The 20986-nt window shown below is 30.9% G+C and carries 17 protein-coding genes and 2 pseudogenes; 3 read left to right on the top strand and 16 right to left on the bottom strand.

The genetic code is table 11. From position 1 onward, the window contains the following. Positions 1–12: 12 nt before the first annotated feature. The 3 genes from DY168_RS02570 to DY168_RS02560 all read right to left on the bottom strand — a co-directional run bounded on the left by DY168_RS02570 (position 13) and on the right by DY168_RS02560 (position 3718). Positions 13–378 (bottom strand): NifB/NifX family molybdenum-iron cluster-binding protein, encoded by a 366-nt coding sequence (locus DY168_RS02570; protein WP_115640340.1) that lies wholly within the window; start codon positions 376–378, stop codon positions 13–15. Positions 379–570: 192 nt separating this feature from the next. Further along, the gene (locus DY168_RS02565) at positions 571–2304 is read right to left on the bottom strand and encodes a methyl-accepting chemotaxis protein (protein WP_115640339.1); all 1734 of its coding nucleotides are present in this window, start codon (positions 2302–2304) and stop codon (positions 571–573) included. 487 nt (positions 2305–2791) lie between these two features. Continuing rightward, positions 2792–3718, bottom strand: coding sequence for a radical SAM protein (locus DY168_RS02560; RefSeq protein ID WP_115640338.1), 927 nt, complete (start codon positions 3716–3718; stop codon positions 2792–2794). A 328-nt stretch (positions 3719–4046) separates the two neighbouring features. On the opposite strand from DY168_RS02560, the pseudogene DY168_RS02555 reads away from it, so the two are divergent. After that, a pseudogene (locus DY168_RS02555) lies at positions 4047–4601 on the top strand (cupin domain-containing protein); the annotation flags it as partial. Between the two features lie 66 nt (positions 4602–4667). After that, positions 4668–4874 (top strand): annotated as a pseudogene (locus DY168_RS14910) (cytochrome b5 domain-containing protein); the annotation flags it as partial. Between the two features lie 141 nt (positions 4875–5015). Here the strand turns inward: DY168_RS14910 and DY168_RS14905 are convergent. The 6 genes from DY168_RS14905 to DY168_RS02530 all read right to left on the bottom strand — a co-directional run bounded on the left by DY168_RS14905 (position 5016) and on the right by DY168_RS02530 (position 11867). Next, entirely contained in the window at positions 5016–5462 is a 447-nt protein-coding gene (locus tag DY168_RS14905; RefSeq protein ID WP_242984038.1) for a PTS sugar transporter subunit IIA, read from the bottom strand. 60 nt (positions 5463–5522) lie between these two features. Then, positions 5523–6938: a PTS fructose transporter subunit IIC gene (locus DY168_RS02550; RefSeq protein ID WP_242984037.1), complete on the bottom strand. Its 1416-nt coding sequence runs from the start codon at positions 6936–6938 to the stop codon at positions 5523–5525. 144 nt (positions 6939–7082) lie between these two features. After that, entirely contained in the window at positions 7083–9032 is a 1950-nt protein-coding gene (locus DY168_RS02545; protein WP_115640336.1) for a BglG family transcription antiterminator, read from the bottom strand. Between the two features lie 91 nt (positions 9033–9123). Further along, positions 9124–10059: a type I phosphomannose isomerase catalytic subunit gene (locus DY168_RS02540; RefSeq protein WP_115640335.1), complete on the bottom strand. Its 936-nt coding sequence runs from the start codon at positions 10057–10059 to the stop codon at positions 9124–9126. Positions 10060–10375: 316 nt separating this feature from the next. Then, entirely contained in the window at positions 10376–11635 is a 1260-nt protein-coding gene (locus DY168_RS02535; protein WP_115640334.1) for a DUF6688 domain-containing protein, read from the bottom strand. A 40-nt stretch (positions 11636–11675) separates the two neighbouring features. Then, positions 11676–11867, bottom strand: a complete 192-nt coding sequence (locus DY168_RS02530) for a nucleic acid-binding protein (protein ID WP_115640333.1) — start codon at positions 11865–11867, stop codon at positions 11676–11678. 253 nt (positions 11868–12120) lie between these two features. Between DY168_RS02530 and DY168_RS02525 the strand changes: the two genes are divergently transcribed. After that, the gene (locus tag DY168_RS02525) at positions 12121–12420 is read left to right on the top strand and encodes a hypothetical protein (RefSeq protein WP_115640332.1); all 300 of its coding nucleotides are present in this window, start codon (positions 12121–12123) and stop codon (positions 12418–12420) included. Positions 12421–12816: 396 nt separating this feature from the next. On the opposite strand, the gene DY168_RS02520 is transcribed toward DY168_RS02525, so the two are convergent. The 7 genes from DY168_RS02520 to DY168_RS02490 form a co-directional block, all read right to left on the bottom strand. Then, positions 12817–16227: a SpaA isopeptide-forming pilin-related protein gene (locus DY168_RS02520; RefSeq protein WP_115640331.1), complete on the bottom strand. Its 3411-nt coding sequence runs from the start codon at positions 16225–16227 to the stop codon at positions 12817–12819. A gap of 275 nt (positions 16228–16502) precedes the next feature. Continuing rightward, positions 16503–17465 carry a hypothetical protein gene (locus DY168_RS14600; protein ID WP_172556243.1) on the bottom strand — a complete coding sequence of 321 codons (963 nt, stop codon included), beginning with the start codon at positions 17463–17465 and terminating at the stop codon, positions 16503–16505. 413 nt (positions 17466–17878) lie between these two features. Continuing rightward, positions 17879–18250, bottom strand: coding sequence for a HipA N-terminal domain-containing protein (locus tag DY168_RS02510; RefSeq protein ID WP_115640330.1), 372 nt, complete (start codon positions 18248–18250; stop codon positions 17879–17881). Between the two features lie 4 nt (positions 18251–18254). Then, the gene (locus DY168_RS02505) at positions 18255–18806 is read right to left on the bottom strand and encodes a HipA domain-containing protein (RefSeq protein WP_115640329.1); all 552 of its coding nucleotides are present in this window, start codon (positions 18804–18806) and stop codon (positions 18255–18257) included. Positions 18807–19029: 223 nt separating this feature from the next. Then, the gene (locus tag DY168_RS02500) at positions 19030–19746 is read right to left on the bottom strand and encodes a Fic/DOC family protein (protein ID WP_115640328.1); all 717 of its coding nucleotides are present in this window, start codon (positions 19744–19746) and stop codon (positions 19030–19032) included. Between the two features lies 1 nt (position 19747). Then, positions 19748–20272 carry a DUF6788 family protein gene (locus tag DY168_RS02495; protein WP_115640327.1) on the bottom strand — a complete coding sequence of 175 codons (525 nt, stop codon included), beginning with the start codon at positions 20270–20272 and terminating at the stop codon, positions 19748–19750. Positions 20273–20576: 304 nt separating this feature from the next. Continuing rightward, the gene (locus DY168_RS02490; protein WP_115640326.1) at positions 20577–20783 is read right to left on the bottom strand and encodes a hypothetical protein; all 207 of its coding nucleotides are present in this window, start codon (positions 20781–20783) and stop codon (positions 20577–20579) included. Between the last annotated feature and the right edge of the window lie 203 nt (positions 20784–20986).

The following is a 20986-nucleotide window of genomic DNA, read 5'->3' as shown; positions in this document are numbered from 1 at the left end:
TCCATCTCCAATCTAACGGTTTCCACCATGGTTTGCAGGACCAGATATCTTTATTTCTTCAAGTTCACTAGCATCATATTTTTTAAGTACCGAATTTATAGCTATATTACCAGATTTATATGCCTTAATTTCTGCCTTTTGAATAAGTTCAAATGCATTAGGTCCAAGATTTCCTGTGATAATAACATCTACCTCCTCATCTATCAATTGATTAGATGATGCAATACCTGCACCACCATTAGCATTTTGACCTTTGTTTTCTAAAATTGTAACTTCACCACTTTTAGTATCATGAATTTGAAAATATTCACACCTACCAAATCTCATATCCATTAAATCTTCTTTAGTTTTTCCTGTTGCTGAAATTGCTATTTTCATTACTATTCCTCCTAATCAATTTCATTATTGGCATTTGCCACCTTAAGTTTACTTCTATTTTATGTTATTGTCAAATGCCATTAACTAAAAATGCTAAAAAAAACCTTAAGAGTTTTAGCTCTTAAGGTTTTTTAATTTTGTTTTAACATCTTAATATAAATATTACTAAAAACTAACTTATAAAAGATATCTTTAAATTTTAAATTTTTGTACCAAATCATTAAGTTTTTGTGCAAGTTTTACTTGGATTTGTGAGGTTTTTGATACTTGCTCCATAGCTTTTGAAGTTTCCTCAATACTAATTTGAATATCTGATGTACCTTCTGCTGAAAGCTGTGAACTCTCTGCAAGGGTTTGAACAGCCATACTAACTTGTTCTATTGTGGCTTCCACCTCTTCCGACATAGCTGCAATTTCTTCCGACATAGAACTTATAAATTCTCCATCTTCACCATATTGCTCCCCAACTCTTGCGTATTGATCTAAAGCTGGCTTCATATTTTCTATAATAAATTTAAGTATATCGTTGCTATTTGAGGATAAATTTTTAAATGCATATTGAACCTTTATTATTGTATCTTGAATAGTCTTTACAGTATCTCCAGATTGTTCTGCAAGTTTTCTTACTTCATCTGCAACTACTGCAAAACCTTTTCCATGTTCTCCCGCCCTTGCAGCTTCAATTGTTGCATTTAAAGCTAGTAAGTTAGTTTTACCTGAAATGCCTGCAATTACATCTGCCATAATCTTTATTTCATCTACAACATTTCCATCTTCTATAGCTTTTAGTATACTCTTTTCCTTTTCCTTATAAATATCTTCACTCTTTTTAGATACCTTTCTAGCCTCTACTCGAATCTTCTCGGCCTTTTCTTTGATTTGTGAAGCATTGCTACTACCATCCATAGCCTTTGAAGATAGTTCTTCCATGCTTGAGTTAACCTCTTCAACGGATGCACTTATTTCCTCTGATGTGCTACTTACTTCTTGAACTGCTTTATCTATTTCTATAGTTGAGCAATCTATAGCTTCTATTTTAGCTGTTATTTCCTCAACTGTAGCTGAGAGCTCTTCAGAAGATGCATTAAGATCAAAGGAGTTGTTTGTTATTTCTTTTAGTAACTCTTTAACATTATCCTGTGCTGCATTTAACGCGATGGCAGTTTGTCCGAATTCATCTTTTGTTGAAATAATAAGTGTTTTAGAAAAGTCATAAATAGATAATCTTCCTGCTAAATCTTTTATTTTATTTAAAGGATCTATTATACTCCTCATTATTATATAAGACATCAACATTGTAATTAAAAATGCTATAGCCGTATAAATTATAATTCTATTTCTAGCTTTTTTAAATTGATTTGTGCTTTCTATATTAGACTGTTTAGCATATTGTTCATTAGTAATAACTAATTTATCTAACTTTTCAATCATAGAAATTCTTATTAAATTTAACTCTGAATTATTAAACTTAAACGCTTCCTCATACTCTTTGGCTTTTACTAGCTTAATAATCTTAGAATTACCCTCTTTATATTTTACTAATTCATTATTAAAATCCTCATAATTCTTTTCTTCTTCCTTTGCAATATCAGAATTCAATTCATATGGTGTGTTATCATATTCTTCTTCTAACTTTATATTTTCCTCAAATAAGTGATTTATAGTTTTTATTTTTTCATCTACCTTTGACTCATCCTGTTCAGAAACAATCATAAACATATTAGTCGTAATCTCATTTAAATTGGCTTTAATTCCTAACAAATCTTTAACCCCTACTAAATTAGTACCATATATAATTTCAGACCCTCTATTTATTTTTGATGAACTTACTATACCCTCTCTACCTATTAAAATCACAAAAATAATAACTATAGAAAATACTGATATTAATTTCTTTCTTACATTTAAATCTACAAAAAAATTCATTTTAACTACTACCTTCCTCTTTTAGAATACATTATTCCACCTTTGTACATAATAACAAGTGGATCAGGATATGTCCCACAAATACTATTATTTATTATATCTTATAATTAATAATTTGTGTACATACCATTCTCATATTTTTTAACTTTAAATTACTTTAACCTTTATATATAAAAAGGACTAAAGGATTTCTCCCAAAGTCCTGTATAATTCAATGGCATTTTAATTATTAGTACTTACTAAGACCTAATATTTTGTTTTTTTAGAGTAATGGAATATTAAGTTTGTTGAAATATTCATAGGACATATCCGCTGTGGAACAACAAGTTAAAATATAGTCACACATTCTGAACCCTGCCTTATAAAATGTAATTATAATTGCTTTTTAAATACTTAAATACTTAAATACTAATTCTTAAATTGTAACACAAACCTTCATTATTTACTATAATCCACATTGTGGAAATTATAAAACACTTGCCATATCTTAACTTAAGCGATATGTGTCGTAACCCTTATATTTAATAATAGCTACTTCCTTATCTAATTTAAGTCTATCAAATATATTTATAACATCACTACCTTGTCTATTGTTTAAAAAACTCTCAATCTCAAATTGATTCATAGGATGCCTCTTTATGATGCTTATTACTGCATTATAATCATCTGAAATTTCACTATAAAATCCTGTGGAATACAATAAATCTATTGATATGCCACCAAGAATTTCAGATATATATTTCATTCTGTCATTACTAACTATATTTATATCTGATTCTGCAGGTGGACGTACTGGTGTATTCAAATATAGTCGATCATATTCTATTTCTTTTAAGATCTCTGAATACCTTTTCAAAGCTAGGTTAGAATCATTAATACCTTCCATAAACATTATTTCTAACCATAGCTGTCCTTTATATATCTTAGAAAATTCTATTAATCCATAATAAACATCTTCATATTTTATCTTTTTATATGGTCGATTAATCTTTTTAAATGACTCCTCATCATATCCATCCATAGATGGTAGTATAATATCAGCTTTTGATATCTCCTGTTGGACCATCTTATCATATAAGAATGATCCATTAGTTATGACTGCAACTGGTTTACTAACTCTTTTTTTTATTTCATCAATGAGTCTTCCAAGTCCTAAATATAAAGTAGGCTCTCCCTCCCCCACAATAGTTACAATATCAAAGCTAATATTATTTTCAATCACATAGTCAAATTCACCTATTATTTCTTCTAAATCAAAGTACATTTCTCTAAAGTTAGTCATAGAACTTGTTCTTCCAAGCTGGCAATATATGCAGGAATAATTACATGTCCTTTTATGAATAGGGCTTACTCCTAAAGACATGCCCAATCTACGAGATGGTACTGGTCCATAAATATATTTCATTTCTTCCATTTAGTTGAACCCCCTTGTTTTGAGAAATACTTGTTTAATATTAATATTTCATGACTTTTTCACAGTTTGTAAACTTTATACAGTCATCTAAATCTATCCTTTTATGTTTTGCTTTAATTTAGTATATTACAATAACCATTTTTTAGTATACTCTATTTTATCCTTATGTCAATACCCATTTTATTTCCACCCAAAAACTCAGTCTATTTGAGAATCTAAGGTATTAACATTTTATTCTTAAATTTATGCTTTTCTTTGTAAACCTTAGCACCTTATCTAAAGATTACTCATATTATAATATTGTAAATCTATGAAAGGAATGAGCAATATGTATAATGCTTATGAAACATATCCATGCCCTTATTGCATGAATACACCAGATTATAATTTAGATACAATATATAATCCTTACAACTCCTACCGCTGTCCTTACTTTGTAAATACACCTATGGGTAACCAAGACTTATCCAAAATGCAATTGAAAGATTATGGTCCAGAACCCTTTGTAATTAATATCGAGAAGGCAACTAATCAAAACAATACTTTTCGTACTGCTTTATGGACAGGAAGCTATTTGCAGCTTACCTTGATGAGTATTCCAGTTGGAGGAGAAATAGGTTTAGAGATGCACCCTGACGTTGATCAATTCGTACGCATTGAAAACGGTGAAGGCATTGTTAAAATGGGTGATAGAAAAGATTATTTAGATTTTCAACAAAGAGTATCTGATGACTTTATTTTCATAATACCAGCTGGTAAATGGCACAATTTAATTAATACAGGAAATAACCCAATTAAATTATATTCTATTTATGCACCCCCTGAGCATCCACGTGGTACAATTCATCTAACTAAAGCTGATGCAGATGCTGCTGAACAAACCTCAAGCTACAATTTTCAAAGTAATCAAAGATATACTAGAGAAACTAAGGAATTTACCTTAGAAGAACTTGCTCAATATAATGGCACTATGGGTAACCCAGCTTACGTAGCAGTTAATGGAATAGTATATGATGTAAGTAATAATTCAAAATGGAGTGGAGGTACCCACTTCGGATTAACCGCTGGCAAGGATCTAACAGCACAATTTGAAAGTTGCCACGGGGCATCAAACAGACTATCTAAACTTCCTAAAGTTGGTATACTAAAAAAATAAATATAATATTGATTTAAAAATAAAATGTGATAACTTAAATACTAAGTTATCACATTTTTTTATGCTTTATTAATAGTAATATCTTGCCATCTTACTCTTTAAAAGCAATTCAGATGTACCATCTCTTTCCCAAAGTTCAACTTATCTATTTGTCTTTTTAATTAATAATTCTTCTATGATCTTCTTGTCTGTTGCATTTTGTATCTTTTCTTTAAATTCATCATCTATTAAACTAACAGCTAAGGCTTGAAGAATTTTAAGATGTTCATTCCCTTCACCTTCTGGAACAGCTATTAAAAACACTAGATTTACAGGTTCATCATCTAAGCTCTGCCATTCTATTCCTCTAGAACTTTTTCCTACAACAACTGTTGGTTCCTTAACCCATTCAGATTTTGCATGTGGTATTGCAACTCCATCTCCTATACCAGTTGTTGACATAGCCTCCCTTGATTTAACATCTTCTATATATTTATCTACATCTATTAGTCTTTCTTCCATTAAATTAGCTAAATGTTTGATTGTTTCAAACTTTTCAGTTGTTTTCAAATCTAAATCCATATATTTCACATCAAATTGTTTACTCATATTCACTTCTCCTTTAAATATATAAAATGTAATATCTATCAATAGGCCATAAATAGTTCATTAAATTACCTTATCTTTATTCATTTTCATTCCTTTTAAAGCATTAACCATTAAAGCTGTAATTATTGATCCAACAATTATTGCTACTAAAAACATTAACACCCCTTCAATACCACCCATTAAAGCAACTATTGGGCCACCGTGAGGTACTATATCGGCAACCTTTCCAAACATTGCAATATTAGCTCCAACTACTGATCCAACCATTAATGAAGGTATAACTCTTATAGGATCTATTGATGCAAATGGGATTGCACCTTCAGTTATTCCACAAAGCCCCATTGCAAACGCCGCTTTACCTGCATCAATTTCATCTTCACTATAATACTTTTTACCTATAAATGTTGCAATACCCATTCCTATTGGTGGAATTGCTACTGCTGCTGCTATTGGACCCATTATTTGTGGGTTACCTGCTGTTATCATTGAAACTCCAAATAAAAATGCTGTTTTATTTACTGGACCTCCCATATCAAATGCTATCATTGAACCTAATATAGTTGCTAATAATATTGAGCTTGCTCCAGATAATCCTGCTAAAAAGTTAGTTAATCCTTCAAATATTGAAGTTATTGGTCCACCTAAAACTAATATAAATGCTAAACCTGTTACTAATGTTGATATTATAGGAATTATAATTATTGGCATTATTGGTTTAATCATTTTAGGAACCTTAAGTGATCTTAATCCTTTAGCTACATATCCAGCTAAAAATCCCGTTACTATACCGCCTAAAAATCCTGCATTTGCTTGAGATCCATAAAAAGAACCATTGGATGCTATATATCCACCAATTAATCCCGGTACTAAACCTGGTCTATCTGCTATTGAATAGGCAATAAACCCTGAAAGTATTGGTACCATAAATATAAATCCAGCCCCACCTATCATTTCGACTTTCTTCCAAAATGAACTATCTGGTATTACAAGTCCTGTTTCACTTGGCGTACCTCCAAAGGCTAATGCTATTGCTATCAATAAACCTGCTACAACTACAACTGGAATCATATATGAAACTCCGCCCATTAAATGCTTGTAAAAAGCAGGTTGTTTAATCTTTGTTTCTCTTTTAGCTTCATCAATACTCTTAATGTTCTTTGCCTTTTTCTTTTCAACTTTTCCATCTAAAAACATTTGAATTAAAACTTCTGGCTCTTTTATAGCTTTAGCTATTGGACACTCTATCATTGCCATACCTTCAAATCTTTCTAAACTTACAGCTTTATCCGCTGCAATAATTATACCATCTGCTTCTTTGATATCCTGATTTGTTATTACATTCTCAGCCCCAGTTGACCCTTGAGTTTCAACCTTAATTTCTATTCCCATCTTTTTTGCCATTTTGTTTAGCTTCTCTGCTGCTATATACGTATGAGCAATCCCAACTGGACATGATGTTACTGCTAATAATTTCATATTTACATATCCTCCTCTATAATTAATTTACTTCTTATTAATAGTCTTTATCTTTATGCCTTTATTATACGTTTACTGTAAACATATTCATAGACAGACTTTTTCCTTATATAGAGGAAATACAATATCTTATACTTTTTCATTTTATATGTTTTTAAATTTATTAACTACTTTTTTAAATTCTTCAAAATTAGTTGATTTTATTACATCTTCAACTACATTTATATCTATAATATTCTTATACAACTGCTCTAGATGAGGCTTCCAATTATGTTTATCCTTAGTAGACATACCTATAAGTAAAACTAATTGTACCTTTTCATTATCCCACTGTATAGGTTTTTTTAATATTGCCACCGCTATAAAAGATTCTTTGATATCTTCATTAATAGAATGTGGAATAGCCACTAAGTTTCCTATTTGCGTACCTGCTAATTTTTCTCGTTTAAAAATTTCTTGTTTTACACCTTCAGTAATATAATTATACTTAATTAACTTATTTGTAATAAGGTCAATTGTGCTATCACGATCACTCACTTCAACATCAATAAAAAATAATCTTTCATTAAATCTTTTTATAAAATCATTTGGATTTGAATAATTATAATCTAATTTATATTCTATTAATTTAATTTCATCGCTATCTAATAATCTTTTAATATGAATTACCTTATCACACTTATTTTCTAAAGGAACTGTAGATATTATCAAATCCACATTATTTAATGTAACATTATTGAATTCATAAAATGGTATAGTATCTATTATATTCAATCTATCTTTAAAATGCGCTTCTAACTTAACCTTAAGTAATAATGATGTTCCAACACCTGTAGTACAAACTATTATTGCATTTTTAACAGTACATCCATTGTTATGCTTTGTACGTTCAAGGGCTGCTGCAAAATGTAATGCCATAAATCCAATGTCATCTTCTGTTAAATTAAGGCCTTGTTCACTTTTAATAATGCTATTTGCTACTATTGCAATTTCTAAAGCAAATGGGTAATTGTTCTTTATTAAATTTAACATTGGGTTTTCTATTTTAATGCCATATTTAGCCCTATTAATTGCGGCTTTAATATGTGGTCCCAAAAAATTTATAAGTATAGTATCTTTCGTAAAATCCAGATTAAATATATCTTTAATATATGATAATATATCTATTAATAATTTATCTTCATTTTCTAAGGTACTTATTATTCTATCCTTATCTTCTTCAATTAAACTACTTGAAGTAATGTGCTTAGTAAGATATAAAACTTCATTGTCTAATATCTTTATTTCAATTTCCTCTTCTATGTTGTTACAAATACTTTGTGCTATTTTAAATTTAGGATCATTTATTAATTTTTCTCTAGTACTCTCATTATAATTAATTGTTTTATTTTTATAGTTTCTTACCAATATTATCTTTATATAAGAAACTATCTCTCTATAACTTATATCAGATAATCTATATTTAAATTTAAATATATTGTCTTTTAATATACTATTTATAAAAATCTCTTCTTTATCACCTAATATCTCCTTAAAAGATAAATCTAAAACATCTTTTAAGAAACCATTGTAAGAAAGCATATATCCATTTATATAGCCCCTTATACTTTCTTCATTCCCACTAATCTTTATTCCTTTATTACTGACCTTTTCAATATCTAAATCAATTTTTAATAATATACTTTTAGCTAATTTTATATCATTTTTTAGTGATGATAAACTTATATATAATTCATCTGCTAATTCTATCTGAGTAATCCCCTCTATGCCTTTAATCTCATTAGTTAATAATTTTACTATTATATATTGAGCTCTTTCTTCCCCAGTTAAATTATAAATATCATCATTTTCATTAATATTTTTTAAAAAACTATTAAATTTATTTTCTTCAAAAACTTCTATTTTATATCCCTTTGATTTTTTTGAAGAAATCATAGCTCCTTTATCTTCTAATATAGAGTTTAGATCTTTTATATCGCTTCTAATGGTTCTAGATGAAACTCCTAAAACATTACATAATTCTTTCCCTGTAATATCTTGATTAGTATTTGTTAATATTTCTATAAGCTTTTGTAATCTTATATTACCTATCATTTCTAAATCACCTTTGTATTATTATATTTAAGTGAACTACCAACTAAATACTTAATATATTAACCATTACTTAATAATGAAGTTTCAAAATTTAATTTGGATAGCTTTTTATAATTTCAAGTTCCCCTTTTATAGAATATTTACCTAAAGTAGCTGGAATTAAATAGCTATCGCCTTTTTTAATTTTCTCTTCTGAATTTTTGAATATAATTTCTCCATTACCTTCTACACAAGTTATAATGAAAAACTTTTTCTCGTCACTTTCATCATTTAATTCTTTTTTTATATTATACTTTTCCATTCCAAAATATTCATTCTCACATAATAATACTTTAGAAAACCCTTCAAAGTCTTCTAGGACATTTTCAGAACAATTTATTGCTTTTAAATCAAAATTTATTACTTGTAATGACTGATCAACATGAAGCTCTCTCTTTCTACCATAATCATATACTCTATAAGTAATATCCGAATTTTGTTGTATTTCTGCAATTGTTAACCCTCCACCTATAGCGTGAACTAATCCACTATTAATAAGAAAACTATCACCTTTTTTAACTTCAATAATATTTAGATATTCCTCACATTTACCTTCTTTAATTGCATTTTCAAATTCTTCTTTAGAACAATCTTTAGTTCCAATAATTAATTTTGCACCAGGTTTTGCATCTATTACATACCAAGCTTCTGTTTTTCCATACTCATTTTCATATTTTTTAGCATACTCATCACCTGGATGAACCTGAACAGATAAGTTTTCCTCTGAATTTATTAACTTAAGTAATAGAGGGAATTTTTCTGTACTAACATCTGTGCCAACTAAAGAATGACCATATTCTTTCACAATTTCGTCAAAACGTTTTCTTTTAAGTGACCCATTAGCTACGATACTCATGCCATTTTTATGACAAGCTACATCCCAGCTCTCTCCTATATTTCCCTTTGGCAAATTACACCTAAAGTCTTCAAAGTCTCTTCCGCCCCAAATCTTATCATAATATAAATTTTCAAATCTTATTGGATACATATCTTCACCTCATGAATTTTTTTTGATTATACTTATACCTTATTTTATCATATCTTTACTTTAAACATAATCAAAGGTACAATTTTTCCTCTATAATAGGAAAAGTTGTGCCGTTGATTATAATTAACTAAGCTCTATATTTACACTAACTGTTCCCATGATACATTTCTCTTCTAATAATCTTTCTTCTTTATAATACTCTACGTCATATCCTATGTAGATTAGTTTAACCAATCTTTTTATTCTTACTCATAAAAATTGGAATATTACCTTTGTAAAAAAGCCCCCCCAGGCTTTGAAATTTATAGTAGAGTTCTTATTTTACATTATAAAATATTGGTGGAGCTGAATGGGGATATTGAACTGCTATGCGATTTTCTGGTTTTGTATCAAATAGATATAGAGAAAAAATAAATATCCATTCTAGCGGTTTCATTATAAAATATATGGCATCAGCAACATATGGAGACTGTATATGTCTTGCTATTGGATATCCAATCTTATCATAAGTAGCCCTGACAAAATGGTGAAAGTTTGGTGTACGCTCTTGAAGAAGCTGTTCAAAAGCATTAGCAATGCACAATTGCCTATTTACAATGACTCTATGACCATGTCGTTTCCCAGTGCGTAGGGGTTTTACAATTGTTCCATGTCCCCCTGCTGCAACTGTACATAAATAATGTTCATCTCTAATAATATTTTGTGGTGCAATCTTTTGTGACATATTCCAATTAGCGGTTTGTGTCCAAGCCTTTATAAGGCTGTCAGGCTCCTGACCAAATAAAATCAATACTGCAACTATAATGCCAAGCAAGGGGATTGCAGTAATAAAAGCAATCCATGGCCAGTTAGATGCATTATTTAGTAACATCACAATATGCCTCAATTTGTGAGAGGTATTTTTGCTTTCATAAGTTTTTTTATACACAACATCTCTTATTGTTCTTATAGCAATGAGAATACCGTTAAATGGAAACAAACATAGTAAAACCATATTTGTATCTGATATATTAAATATTTGAACACACCACAGAATACACTCCGCCATACCAAGGTATAGTGCAGATATACAAAACACTGCAAAAAGTGGAGGTAATTTTGTAATAGGAAAAAATCTAAGAATGATATATCCAACAGCAGCTACTAAAACAATAACACCCACAGTCAAAAATGTTTTTGTTGAAATAGGAGTATGCATTTCATTGTTATACAATTGCATATTCCAATCATAAAAAACAATGTTTGTAAGTGCTATACACAAAAATGAAAATGCTGCCCCAATAACCATTGCTACAACTTCCCACCTCTTTATTGCTTTTTCTTCTTCCTCTGTTTTAGGTTTTATAAAAAGAAAAACCATATTTTCAATAGTTAAAACTATAACTAACATAAATATGAAAATCAATAACTGCACCTTAAATATATCTGAATAATAGAAGTTCGATGAATCCTTAATTATGCCAATAATCCATAGTATTATTCCAAGGAAAAAGGATCCTATAAAGCTAAACATTAGCGTGGTTAAAATAGGCGATTTATAGAAATACTCACTTGTTTTTTTGAAAATAGTTTTCATTGTAAAACCCCTCCACCTTTTTCTCGTTATTCACGACTTTTTATATTTTGTCTACATTTCTGATATACAAAGAAATTTCACCACATTTAGGGCATATTGCAACTTTAGGCTTTTCTAACCGCTTTGAAAAGATACCAGTACCATTAGATATTTTAATGCCATATCCTGCTCCCTCTACTTTAACATCAAATCCCTCTATCATTTCACATTCACAATGTTTACAAATTCTCATTGAATTTACCCCCTATTACTACTTTAAATTGTAGCACAAGATTCCAATGCTTACCATAAGTCATAAAACATAGTTTGAGTCAAGTAAAAGTGGGCAACTATTTAATTTTACTTTTCATTACCTAAGCCAAGTTCAAACGCAACAAATTTAAGTTGAAACTTATATTTATATGAAGTATGATTAATATATCCGTTTAAGCGCAGTTTTCCATTTTATTCTACCCTGGGTTCCTTGCAAATAAAGGAGATCATTTATGAAAAATAGAAATCTAGAGCAAAAATTAAAAATATTAACTTGGATTTTAATAATAATGATTTTTTCAAGTATACTAATAAAACCTTTAACAGGAAATCAAACAATAATAAGCATACTACTTGGAGTATTATTTATAATAATAGGAATAAGAGGATTTTTAATTAATACTGTACTTATAGGAAGAAACGATGTGAATTTAGACTATAAAGAAGGTTCTGTTATCGGAAAAATAGCTAATATGGTAGTTATACTAGTTGGTGTAACAGTTATAATATTCTCTATAATTAAGGCGATATAGACGAATCATTTGAAGTTATATAGTGGACCTAAGAGTGAATAGCATACCATATGCACCCTCATTGTCAATGACAAGCCTACGGTTAATAACTGAAAAGTATTTACGAAGAAGATTTTATTCCTGTATCATTTAGTAAAATCACGTTCTTATTAAACAATGACATAAATAAAATTAGTCCGCAATTAAAAAAAACGGCTAATACTTGAAGTTAATGAAATGATATACCAATAAGTTTTACTTTGTTTATCAATATAAGAAATAAAAAAAGCTATAACTGATAAACAAAAATTTAATAATGGTCCAAATAAAACTCCATAGAAACCTTTTTTCCCACCATACGTATAAGTTATTCCATATTTAATTTCCTCTACCCATTTTCAAACGCAATTTTCCATTTTATTCTACCCTGGGTTCCTTGTGCTTATCTGATTTTACTTGAATTGATGCAGTCGGATTAGCAGTATTCACCATGCATAGAGAACCTGCTGAGTGAGTTCCTGATACATTGAACACCTCATCAACTACATAATAACCGAAATCTAATCCAGTTAAATCTATTCCATTATTTGCTTTTACTTCTGTTACTGACACAACATCAGACTTTACGTTTAATTTAACTAATTCATTTCTTAATTCTTCAATGAAATATCTAAAATCACTATATCTACCTTCTAAAGCTTGAGCTGCCTTAGCACCCTCTACTTTGTTCTTGTTAAGGGATTGAATGTAGTCTATTATTTCATATTCTGTAACGATAGCTGGCTTTTTACCTAACTTCACACCCACTACGTTCTTTAACGCTGGAGCGAATTCTGGGTTTAATGTATAGTTTATTGACTCTAAACCTGCAGAGTTCTCCGCATTAAATAGTTTATAGATATTAAAAACCTTTCCAATCAATGTTTGTTTAGTAGTATTACCTGTTATAGATATTGATGCACTACCTCTTCCGAAGTTTGCTATACCCCTTGGTGTTGCTTTTCCTGCTAAATTCTTAACATCTTTAGCTACCACACCCGTTCCAGTAGTTCCTTTTGCATGGGCTATTAAGCTTGGTGATATACTAGTTACTAGTACCCCTGTTACTATAGTACAAGCCACTATATATTTTATTAACTTACGTCTTACCACAATAGTACCCCCCTTTGTATTCTCTTTCTTGTTTTGCTTTCTTAATCTCTTACCTAGAGTAAATGCAACAAACATTAAAGACATACCTGCTGCTAGTATCGGTAACATCATATTTGAACCCGTTGAAGGAAGTTTCATCATTATAGAGTTAACAACTTTAATATTGATTACTCTAGATTCTGCATTACCCCCTAGACTTACATCTCCACTAGTTGAACTAGCATTATAATCAGTTCCATCTACTTTAAAATTAAATACCCCTTGAGAAGGAGTTGAGGACGTTGTTATCTCGTACACATGAACATTTCCATTAACATCTACAGGTATTCTATAACCCGCTGGTGCTTTTGTTTCTTTGAAGAAGTAATTAGTACCTATTGTCAAACCAGTAAATGATAACTCTCCACTACCATCTGATATAGATTTACTTATCTCATTTGTACATCCTCTATCAGAGTATAAAGTGAATTCTGCACCTTTTAAAGGTTTGTTCTTACTACTTACCTTTACTATACTTAATTTGAAAGAACTTAGTTTATTTTCTACTGTTAATAAACCATTTCCTTTAGATTCTGAGTAACTCATACCCCTATTAACTGTATTTGTTACAACAGATATTGTATTTGAAGATGTAACCTCAAAAACAAATTCATTAGTATTCATTTCAAATCCTGCAATTGCTTTTGTTTCTACTATTCTATGAGTTCCTTGAGTTAAACCTTTCATTGTTATCTTACCATCTGGTCCAGTTGTTAACTCATCAACAGAGCCATTAGGTTTAGTATGATTGAACTTTACATTTGGAAGTACCGTTGAAGTACCACTCTGTACCTTTGTTATAGTAAAATCTAAAGTTTCTTCTTTTATTGTTGGTTCTAGATAGGTATGAACCTCATCACCTAAACCATTTGGAGTTATTCTTCTTACAAACAACTCAGTGTTTAATTTGTAACCTATCGGAGCCTTAGTCTCTTGCATTGTTAGAGTTCCAAGTGGTAGGGTAGGATCAGTTGCACGATGATAGTAAAAATCATCTCCTGATACCTTAAAGCTATCCCCTAAACGAATAAACCCATCACTATCAGTCTTCATAACCCACGTCCTAGAAGGAGAAACTCCCGAATCAGCTGGATTAACCCCATCAGAGTACGCCCCTGCATAAAACTTAAACGTAAACTGGGCATCAGCCAAAGAACCACCACCCTGAGGTGTACCAGTTCCCGTAGACGAATCTACTTTCTTTAATAAAAGGAAAACTGGGTCAGATTGAGGTTTATCCGTAAAACTTTCTTCTGTCCTAGACCCTGCATTCACTGTCAAAGGGTATATAACATCATCTAAGGCATAACCTTTTGGAGCCTTAAGCTCTTTTAAGTAATAAGTTCCTGCATCTAATTCAATTACCTGAGACCACGCATTACCTTCTATAGTAAGTGTAGCAACCTGCCCTGAAGCATCCGCATTAGAGAATACCCCATACTCAGCTCCTACTACTGAATAGTAATCATTACCATCAGATAAAGTCGGATTATCAGATGATTTAGATATTTGTAATGAACCTTTCTTTGCATACTCCCAAAACATTAAGTCTTGATAAGGACTTCCTATTTGAACAAGGATTGCATTAAACCCTGCTGGAGGTTCTGCCATACTAGTTACTTGGCTATATAATCTACCACCAATTACACCTCCATTACCATGTCTTTCATGAGAAAGTGCACGAGCTGTTGCAATTCTTAGGGCATTTGCATCCCAACCTGATACTTGTCCAGGTCCACCAAATCCATAGTATAAAATCTTTCTTAAACTAGGGTTTGTTTCTATATATGAAGAAGTTGCCACAGTTCCTGACTTAGGATGTGGAAGATATCTATCTGCACAAAAAGCTGTATTCCCATTAATACTAAAGGAATCTCCTGCAGAAAGGAACTTACCATTCGCATAAGCCGTTATTTCCCCATGATACGTTACTACCAATTTAGGTGGGGTAGAGGATAATGACCTCTTACTTCTACCACTTCTTGCTGGTGAAGAAGGAGAACTATAGGATAGTGGGGCTTCAACCGACCTTACTACCTCATTTGTGTGATCTATAGCTAAATCTTTCTTAGATAATTTAACTAAGGATACTAAATCTCCTATATTTTCTACGTCTTCCATTGCACTTAGATTCTCTTGTTTAAGGAAGAAGTCTGAATCAACCTTAGCTTGTAGCTTGTTCTTTTCTACTACTGCTTTTCTAAAATTTACTGCCCTCTCTGAGTTATACTTTCCTTCTAGGTACTCAGATACGGTAAGATCGCAACCTTTTTCAAAAGTTACAGATATATTTGATATAGTTTTTGCTATTTCATAATCATACTTTCCAGTCTTAGTTCCTATTTTAATATTGTTATCTTTCTTTCCATCTATAGCTACCCCTTGAATAGAACTACCATCATCTGCACTTAAAGAAATTGAGTACTTTGATCCTTCAGTGTAATCTGCCTTAAATACATCTCCATTTTTAAGCACATGCTTAGATACCTTATCATCTAACGTGACAGTACCCCCACCTTCAATGGATACTTTTACACCTGGGGATATAACATCTGCCCTAACACACTGTGCTGGAATACTAGCTAATGTCAATGCACCAGCTAGGAGCAATCCTAAAAATCGTTTAGTTTTTTTCATACCTTTGACCTCCTATTATTCTTTCTAGATTAATACATTTCCATAGATATTTCGAACTATCTATGACTTTTAATAATATTAGAAGGTAATCTTGAAACTAACCTATCTTTAATAAACGTACCTAAAATAAGCTTAAGAATCAAGTACCCCCTAAGAAGCCTTCGCATAAACTAAAAACTTCTAATGTTACACTTGTTACCATCTTGAATTCAGTTATAATTGAGAATATAAAAAAGAGTACCCATTAGAGTACTCTTTGTTTGCGTTAATTAATACTATTTTGTTGACCCACAACTACACTTATGTCCATTTGTTACAGTTTCACTCCAAGCTTGTTTATCTACTACCCATTTCTTATCATAAACTGCTGGGTGATTTACTGTCTTTGTACCAACTTGAATTTTTTTCCACTCAGTGTGCCACCCTCCACGCTCATCGTTTAAAGCATGGTTTTTATTATGCTGAGTAGTATTTCCAGTAATATCACTACCACAACCATTACATACACATATTTCCTGGTTCTTGTATGTAGGAATCTCCTCAGACCAAGCTGCCTTAACTACAACGTCTTCCCAATGACCTGATGCCTCATGATTAACTACTGAAGTAACAGGTGACCAACTATGACTATGCGATGGAGTAGATACCCCTGATGAAGGGGTTTCAGAAGTACTAGGAGTACTAGGTTTACTTGGAGTACTAGGCTTACTAGCTGTGCTAGAACCTTGAGAAGTACTAGGAGTACTAGGAGTACTAGGCGTACTAGAACCTTTTGAAGTATTCTCTGTACTAGCTATACTATCTGTACTAGTACCTTGAGGAGTACTAGCTTTATCAGTAGCTTGCTCAGTAGCTGATTCTTTACTAATAGTTTCACTACCAGTAGTTTCAACTTTATCTGTAGCTTGTTCAGTACCTGTTTCTTTGCTGACAGTTTCACTATCAGTAGAAGACCCCTTTGTAATCTCTTCTTTACTATTTTCTTTTTTATCTTGGGTTGTACCAACTTCTTCATCATTCTCTGTAGTTTCATATGTACTAGCTATCCCTGAGGATACGGATACTTTAGTTTTTGCAGTCTCAGCATTAACTAATGAGGATACCCCAAAACCTATCCCTGCAAGTAATAGGATTCCTAAGCCTCCTGCACAAATCGCTTTCTTTCTGTTCTTAACGAAATCTTTTCCTTTACCCAATTTAAGTTCATTTGCCATCTTCATTAATTTTCCCTTTAACATACTAAAACCCCCAATAATTTAATTACCTACCTATTGCTAAGGTATACTTATATTATACAATATTTTCATACCTACACTAACTAGTTTTTTTTGAAATAACTTCAAAAAAGCCTAAACTCTGCACAATAATTTCATAAATAACTTTAATATAATTTCCCCTCCCCATTTTCAAACGCGATTTTCCATTTTATTCTACCCTGGGTTCCTTGTGAGGACATGCTGATATAAACTCGCAATCATAAAATTACACTCTTATTGACATAACAAAAAAGCACTTCATTAAATTTTACTCTAATGAAATGCTTTTACCTTGTAATTTACTGAGCCTAAGGGGTGTTAGATGGGGAGGAAGTTACCCTCTTCATATTTGCCATTGCTAATATTTCTGTTTAAGCGCAGTTTTCCATTTCCTTCTACCCTGGGTTCCTTGTGGGGACATGCTTTAAGTTATCAATTGGTAACCTAGCGCCACTTTTTTTTAATAATTTATAGTCATTATATTCTTCCATACCATATTTCAAGAGAATTTTATCGATACCACTTCTTTTTTTATCTGGTAATCTACTTGAGAATACTGGAAATAGTATGTCACTTTTATAAACCTTATCTATATCTTCAAAAGAAATCAACAATTTAAATCCTTTTTGTATTGCTTCCTTAACCTCAAACCCATAGCTAAATTCGAATTGTCCATTTTTCGACAATTGCCCTACAACATATTGTCTTCTGGTTTTAATTTCTTTCCACACTAAATAAATATAATCTTTTCCACATTTAATAGACATACTTTTACTCCTCTCCTGAAAATATACCATTCATCAATTTTACCTTTTCTAATAAAAAGGTCTTTATCAATACTTTTCTTTTACTACTTATTAAATCTTCTGAATAACATAACATAAGTTTATCTATAACTACTTCTGTTATGTTCTCATTTATAACTTTTACCAAATCTATCACAGATTCACTATGATACAATTTTATATATTTAAGCATCTCAAGATGCGTTGGCTCTTTCTTGATTTTCTTATTTATTCTAATTCTAGACTTTGATTTACTATTAACTATAGAATTAAATCTAACTTTATCATTACCTAAATAAGACTCTATGTTTTCTTCTTCAAAGTAGCAACATAATGAAGAACTATTATCATACATTGGACACATTCTAATATTATTATCGCATTCAATAACAGCCCAATTATTTTGATGTCTGTCTGTATTGCCAATTAAAAAGTCAAAAATAGATATCTTAAAGAAATCATTACTTAAATTATATTCATCAAGTGAATTTAATATCATCTCTATTGAATAATATTCCTTATTCTTATTATCATACATCGTATAAGAATCATAATTAGGATAACATTTGTTAATTAAGTATATTCCTTCTATTAAGATTTCAGTCTCATTATTTAGTTTGAGTCAAGTAAAAGTGGGCAACTATTTAACTTGACTTATCATCCATGACCTTACATATCATATTTATATAAAATATGGTTAATATTTCTGATTAAGCTCAGTTTTCCATTTTATTCTACCCTGGGTTCCTTGTGAGGACATGCTACTTACCTTTCACATACTCATGTGGACGCTCCACATAATCTTTAACCTTATACTCACCAATGCTTTCATAGTTTCCAGCGACAGTAGCGGAAACATCATCCTCATTAAGGCTATCGCCTAATATTGCATCGTCAAAAATTCGTTCAAGATATTCGTGTTTTGAGTAAATTCCTTGAGATGCCCATGCCAAGGCATTTCTCACATAATCCGAATGGGTTTTAAACAGCTCATGATTGACTTCAAAGCCAAGGTGTTTTGCCAGTAGTACAGCAAATACAATACAAGTTCTAGTGTTGCCCTCTCTAAAGGGGTGTATCTGCCAGATTGTTGCTATAATTCTCTCTAAGCGAAACACGATATCCTTATCATTGCTGTCTGTTCTTTTCAGTTTCTTTACTTCCTTCATTACAGGATCAAGCTCTTTCTTGATCTGTTTAGGTAAAGTATATCTAACCGTATCTCCTCCCAGTACATCTTCATATTTAGCAATTTGAATTGTACGTAACTCACCAGCCCAATCGTATATTTGTCCAAAAATATTTGAGTGAATATCTTGCAATGTTTTTGTATCAAAAACCTTATAAGATTGGTTATAGACGGCAAGCATAGATAAGTTCGTTATATCTGCCTCGGCTCTACTTAATAAATCGTGGTCTTTGATATTAGCAAGATTTTTTAATATATCTACATCATCATATAAATAAGGATCCCTCACCTTACACCTCCGCCATAAAGCCGTACATATTTAGTGTGGATTGAAATATAGAAATAAAAGATTCATCTCCGACCTTCCACTTATCAATATTCTGTTGCGTAGTTTTGCTAGCATATACACCCTCAATGGCATTTAGTGCATTAGCAAAGGATGCACTACGTTCTTTTTGCACATTACTTAGCGAATCCATACCACAAGATAATTTAAGCAGGGTAAGGTGTCTTGCAATACTTTTATCAATTAGTTTAGCTGCTTGTTCCAGTTCTTTTAAGCGTACTTCAATTTTAGGAAGTTCAGCTTTATATTTCTTGCAACGTTCTACTTGTTCTTTTATAGTATCAACTTCATTTTCTTTTAAATACTTGCTTGTTATTTTTCCATCTACTCTATTTTGTAGATAGTAATATTGTTTTTCTTTAATAGTTTTCGTAGAAATATATCCCTCCGGAAGGGAAGGAAGTGTTTGCTCTATTTCATTTTTCTGGCGCAGAAGCTCTTTGTATTCTTTTATAACAATAGCTGACATCCATTATCACCTCACTATTTAATAATATTATTATACTATATGTTAACCTAACCATCAATATTGTATTCATTTGTAGGTTAACTAGTGCGTGATATTTTTAAACTACAACAGGGATATAATATTGCTGTCTTTAATTAGAATGCAATCTTTAACACAATAAATACGAATATCACTTTTTAAGATAGATCTGTCCAAACTACTCAGATCACTTTCGTAGCTAAATAAATCATTTTTTAGAATTACAAATATGCAAATCAAGCTCACCTTTGGTGTACAGATCAAAGATTTTCCTGATTCTATGATCTCATCTTTGATAGCCCTTTTGAGATGTAAACCAACCAACAATATCTAGAAACTTCATTCGACCTAGCATTGCTTCTATGGAGAATTTATTTGAGTGCTTAGATACTTGAGAAACAAAAGCTGCAGCTCTAACTTTTCTATCTTTTACTCCAAGAATATTTTCAAATTTAAACACTGGGGGAATAACAGTTATAGTTTTGTAGCTCATCATAAACCTCCTTGCTATTCTTGTAAAATATTTTTATAAAAAGACTTAATATTTTAAAACCAGAATTTTTGAAATATTTAGATATAAAAAATAGTCAGAGGATCATTATAAAATCCGCTGACTATTTGACTACTTTCTATTCAGTTTTTTGGGAGAAATCTCGAAAATTATGTATGTCCTCTATATTTTCTCCATTTTTTAAG

It is taken from the genome of Clostridium putrefaciens, from assembly GCF_900461105.1.
In the GTDB taxonomy this organism is placed as follows: domain Bacteria; phylum Bacillota; class Clostridia; order Clostridiales; family Clostridiaceae; genus Clostridium_L; species Clostridium_L putrefaciens.
This window is presented reverse-complemented; position numbering and strand designations above follow the sequence as displayed.

What these genes read in the sequence shown, in the direction of transcription:
- DY168_RS02565 (WP_115640339.1), bottom strand. Translation starts at nt 2,304, where the DNA reads ATGAATTTTTTTGTAGATTTAAATGTAAGAAAGAAATTAATATCAGTA.
- DY168_RS02525 (WP_115640332.1), top strand. Translation starts at nt 12,121, where the DNA reads ATGAAAAATAGAAATCTAGAGCAAAAATTAAAAATATTAACTTGGATT.
- DY168_RS14905 (WP_242984038.1), bottom strand. Translation starts at nt 5,462, where the DNA reads ATGAGTAAACAATTTGATGTGAAATATATGGATTTAGATTTGAAAACA.
- DY168_RS02520 (WP_115640331.1), bottom strand. Translation starts at nt 16,227, where the DNA reads ATGAAAAAAACTAAACGATTTTTAGGATTGCTCCTAGCTGGTGCATTG.
- DY168_RS02505 (WP_115640329.1), bottom strand. Translation starts at nt 18,806, where the DNA reads ATGTATGATAATAAGAATAAGGAATATTATTCAATAGAGATGATATTA.
- DY168_RS02495 (WP_115640327.1), bottom strand. Translation starts at nt 20,272, where the DNA reads ATGTCAGCTATTGTTATAAAAGAATACAAAGAGCTTCTGCGCCAGAAA.
- DY168_RS02570 (WP_115640340.1), bottom strand. Translation starts at nt 378, where the DNA reads ATGAAAATAGCAATTTCAGCAACAGGAAAAACTAAAGAAGATTTAATG.
- DY168_RS14600 (WP_172556243.1), bottom strand. Translation starts at nt 17,465, where the DNA reads ATGTTAAAGGGAAAATTAATGAAGATGGCAAATGAACTTAAATTGGGT.
- DY168_RS02510 (WP_115640330.1), bottom strand. Translation starts at nt 18,250, where the DNA reads ATGTCTATTAAATGTGGAAAAGATTATATTTATTTAGTGTGGAAAGAA.
- DY168_RS02560 (WP_115640338.1), bottom strand. Translation starts at nt 3,718, where the DNA reads ATGGAAGAAATGAAATATATTTATGGACCAGTACCATCTCGTAGATTG.
- DY168_RS02530 (WP_115640333.1), bottom strand. Translation starts at nt 11,867, where the DNA reads ATGAGAATTTGTAAACATTGTGAATGTGAAATGATAGAGGGATTTGAT.
- DY168_RS02490 (WP_115640326.1), bottom strand. Translation starts at nt 20,783, where the DNA reads ATGAGCTACAAAACTATAACTGTTATTCCCCCAGTGTTTAAATTTGAA.
- DY168_RS02545 (WP_115640336.1), bottom strand. Translation starts at nt 9,032, where the DNA reads ATGATAGGTAATATAAGATTACAAAAGCTTATAGAAATATTAACAAAT.
- DY168_RS02535 (WP_115640334.1), bottom strand. Translation starts at nt 11,635, where the DNA reads ATGAAAACTATTTTCAAAAAAACAAGTGAGTATTTCTATAAATCGCCT.
- DY168_RS02540 (WP_115640335.1), bottom strand. Translation starts at nt 10,059, where the DNA reads ATGTATCCAATAAGATTTGAAAATTTATATTATGATAAGATTTGGGGC.
- DY168_RS02550 (WP_242984037.1), bottom strand. Translation starts at nt 6,938, where the DNA reads ATGAAATTATTAGCAGTAACATCATGTCCAGTTGGGATTGCTCATACG.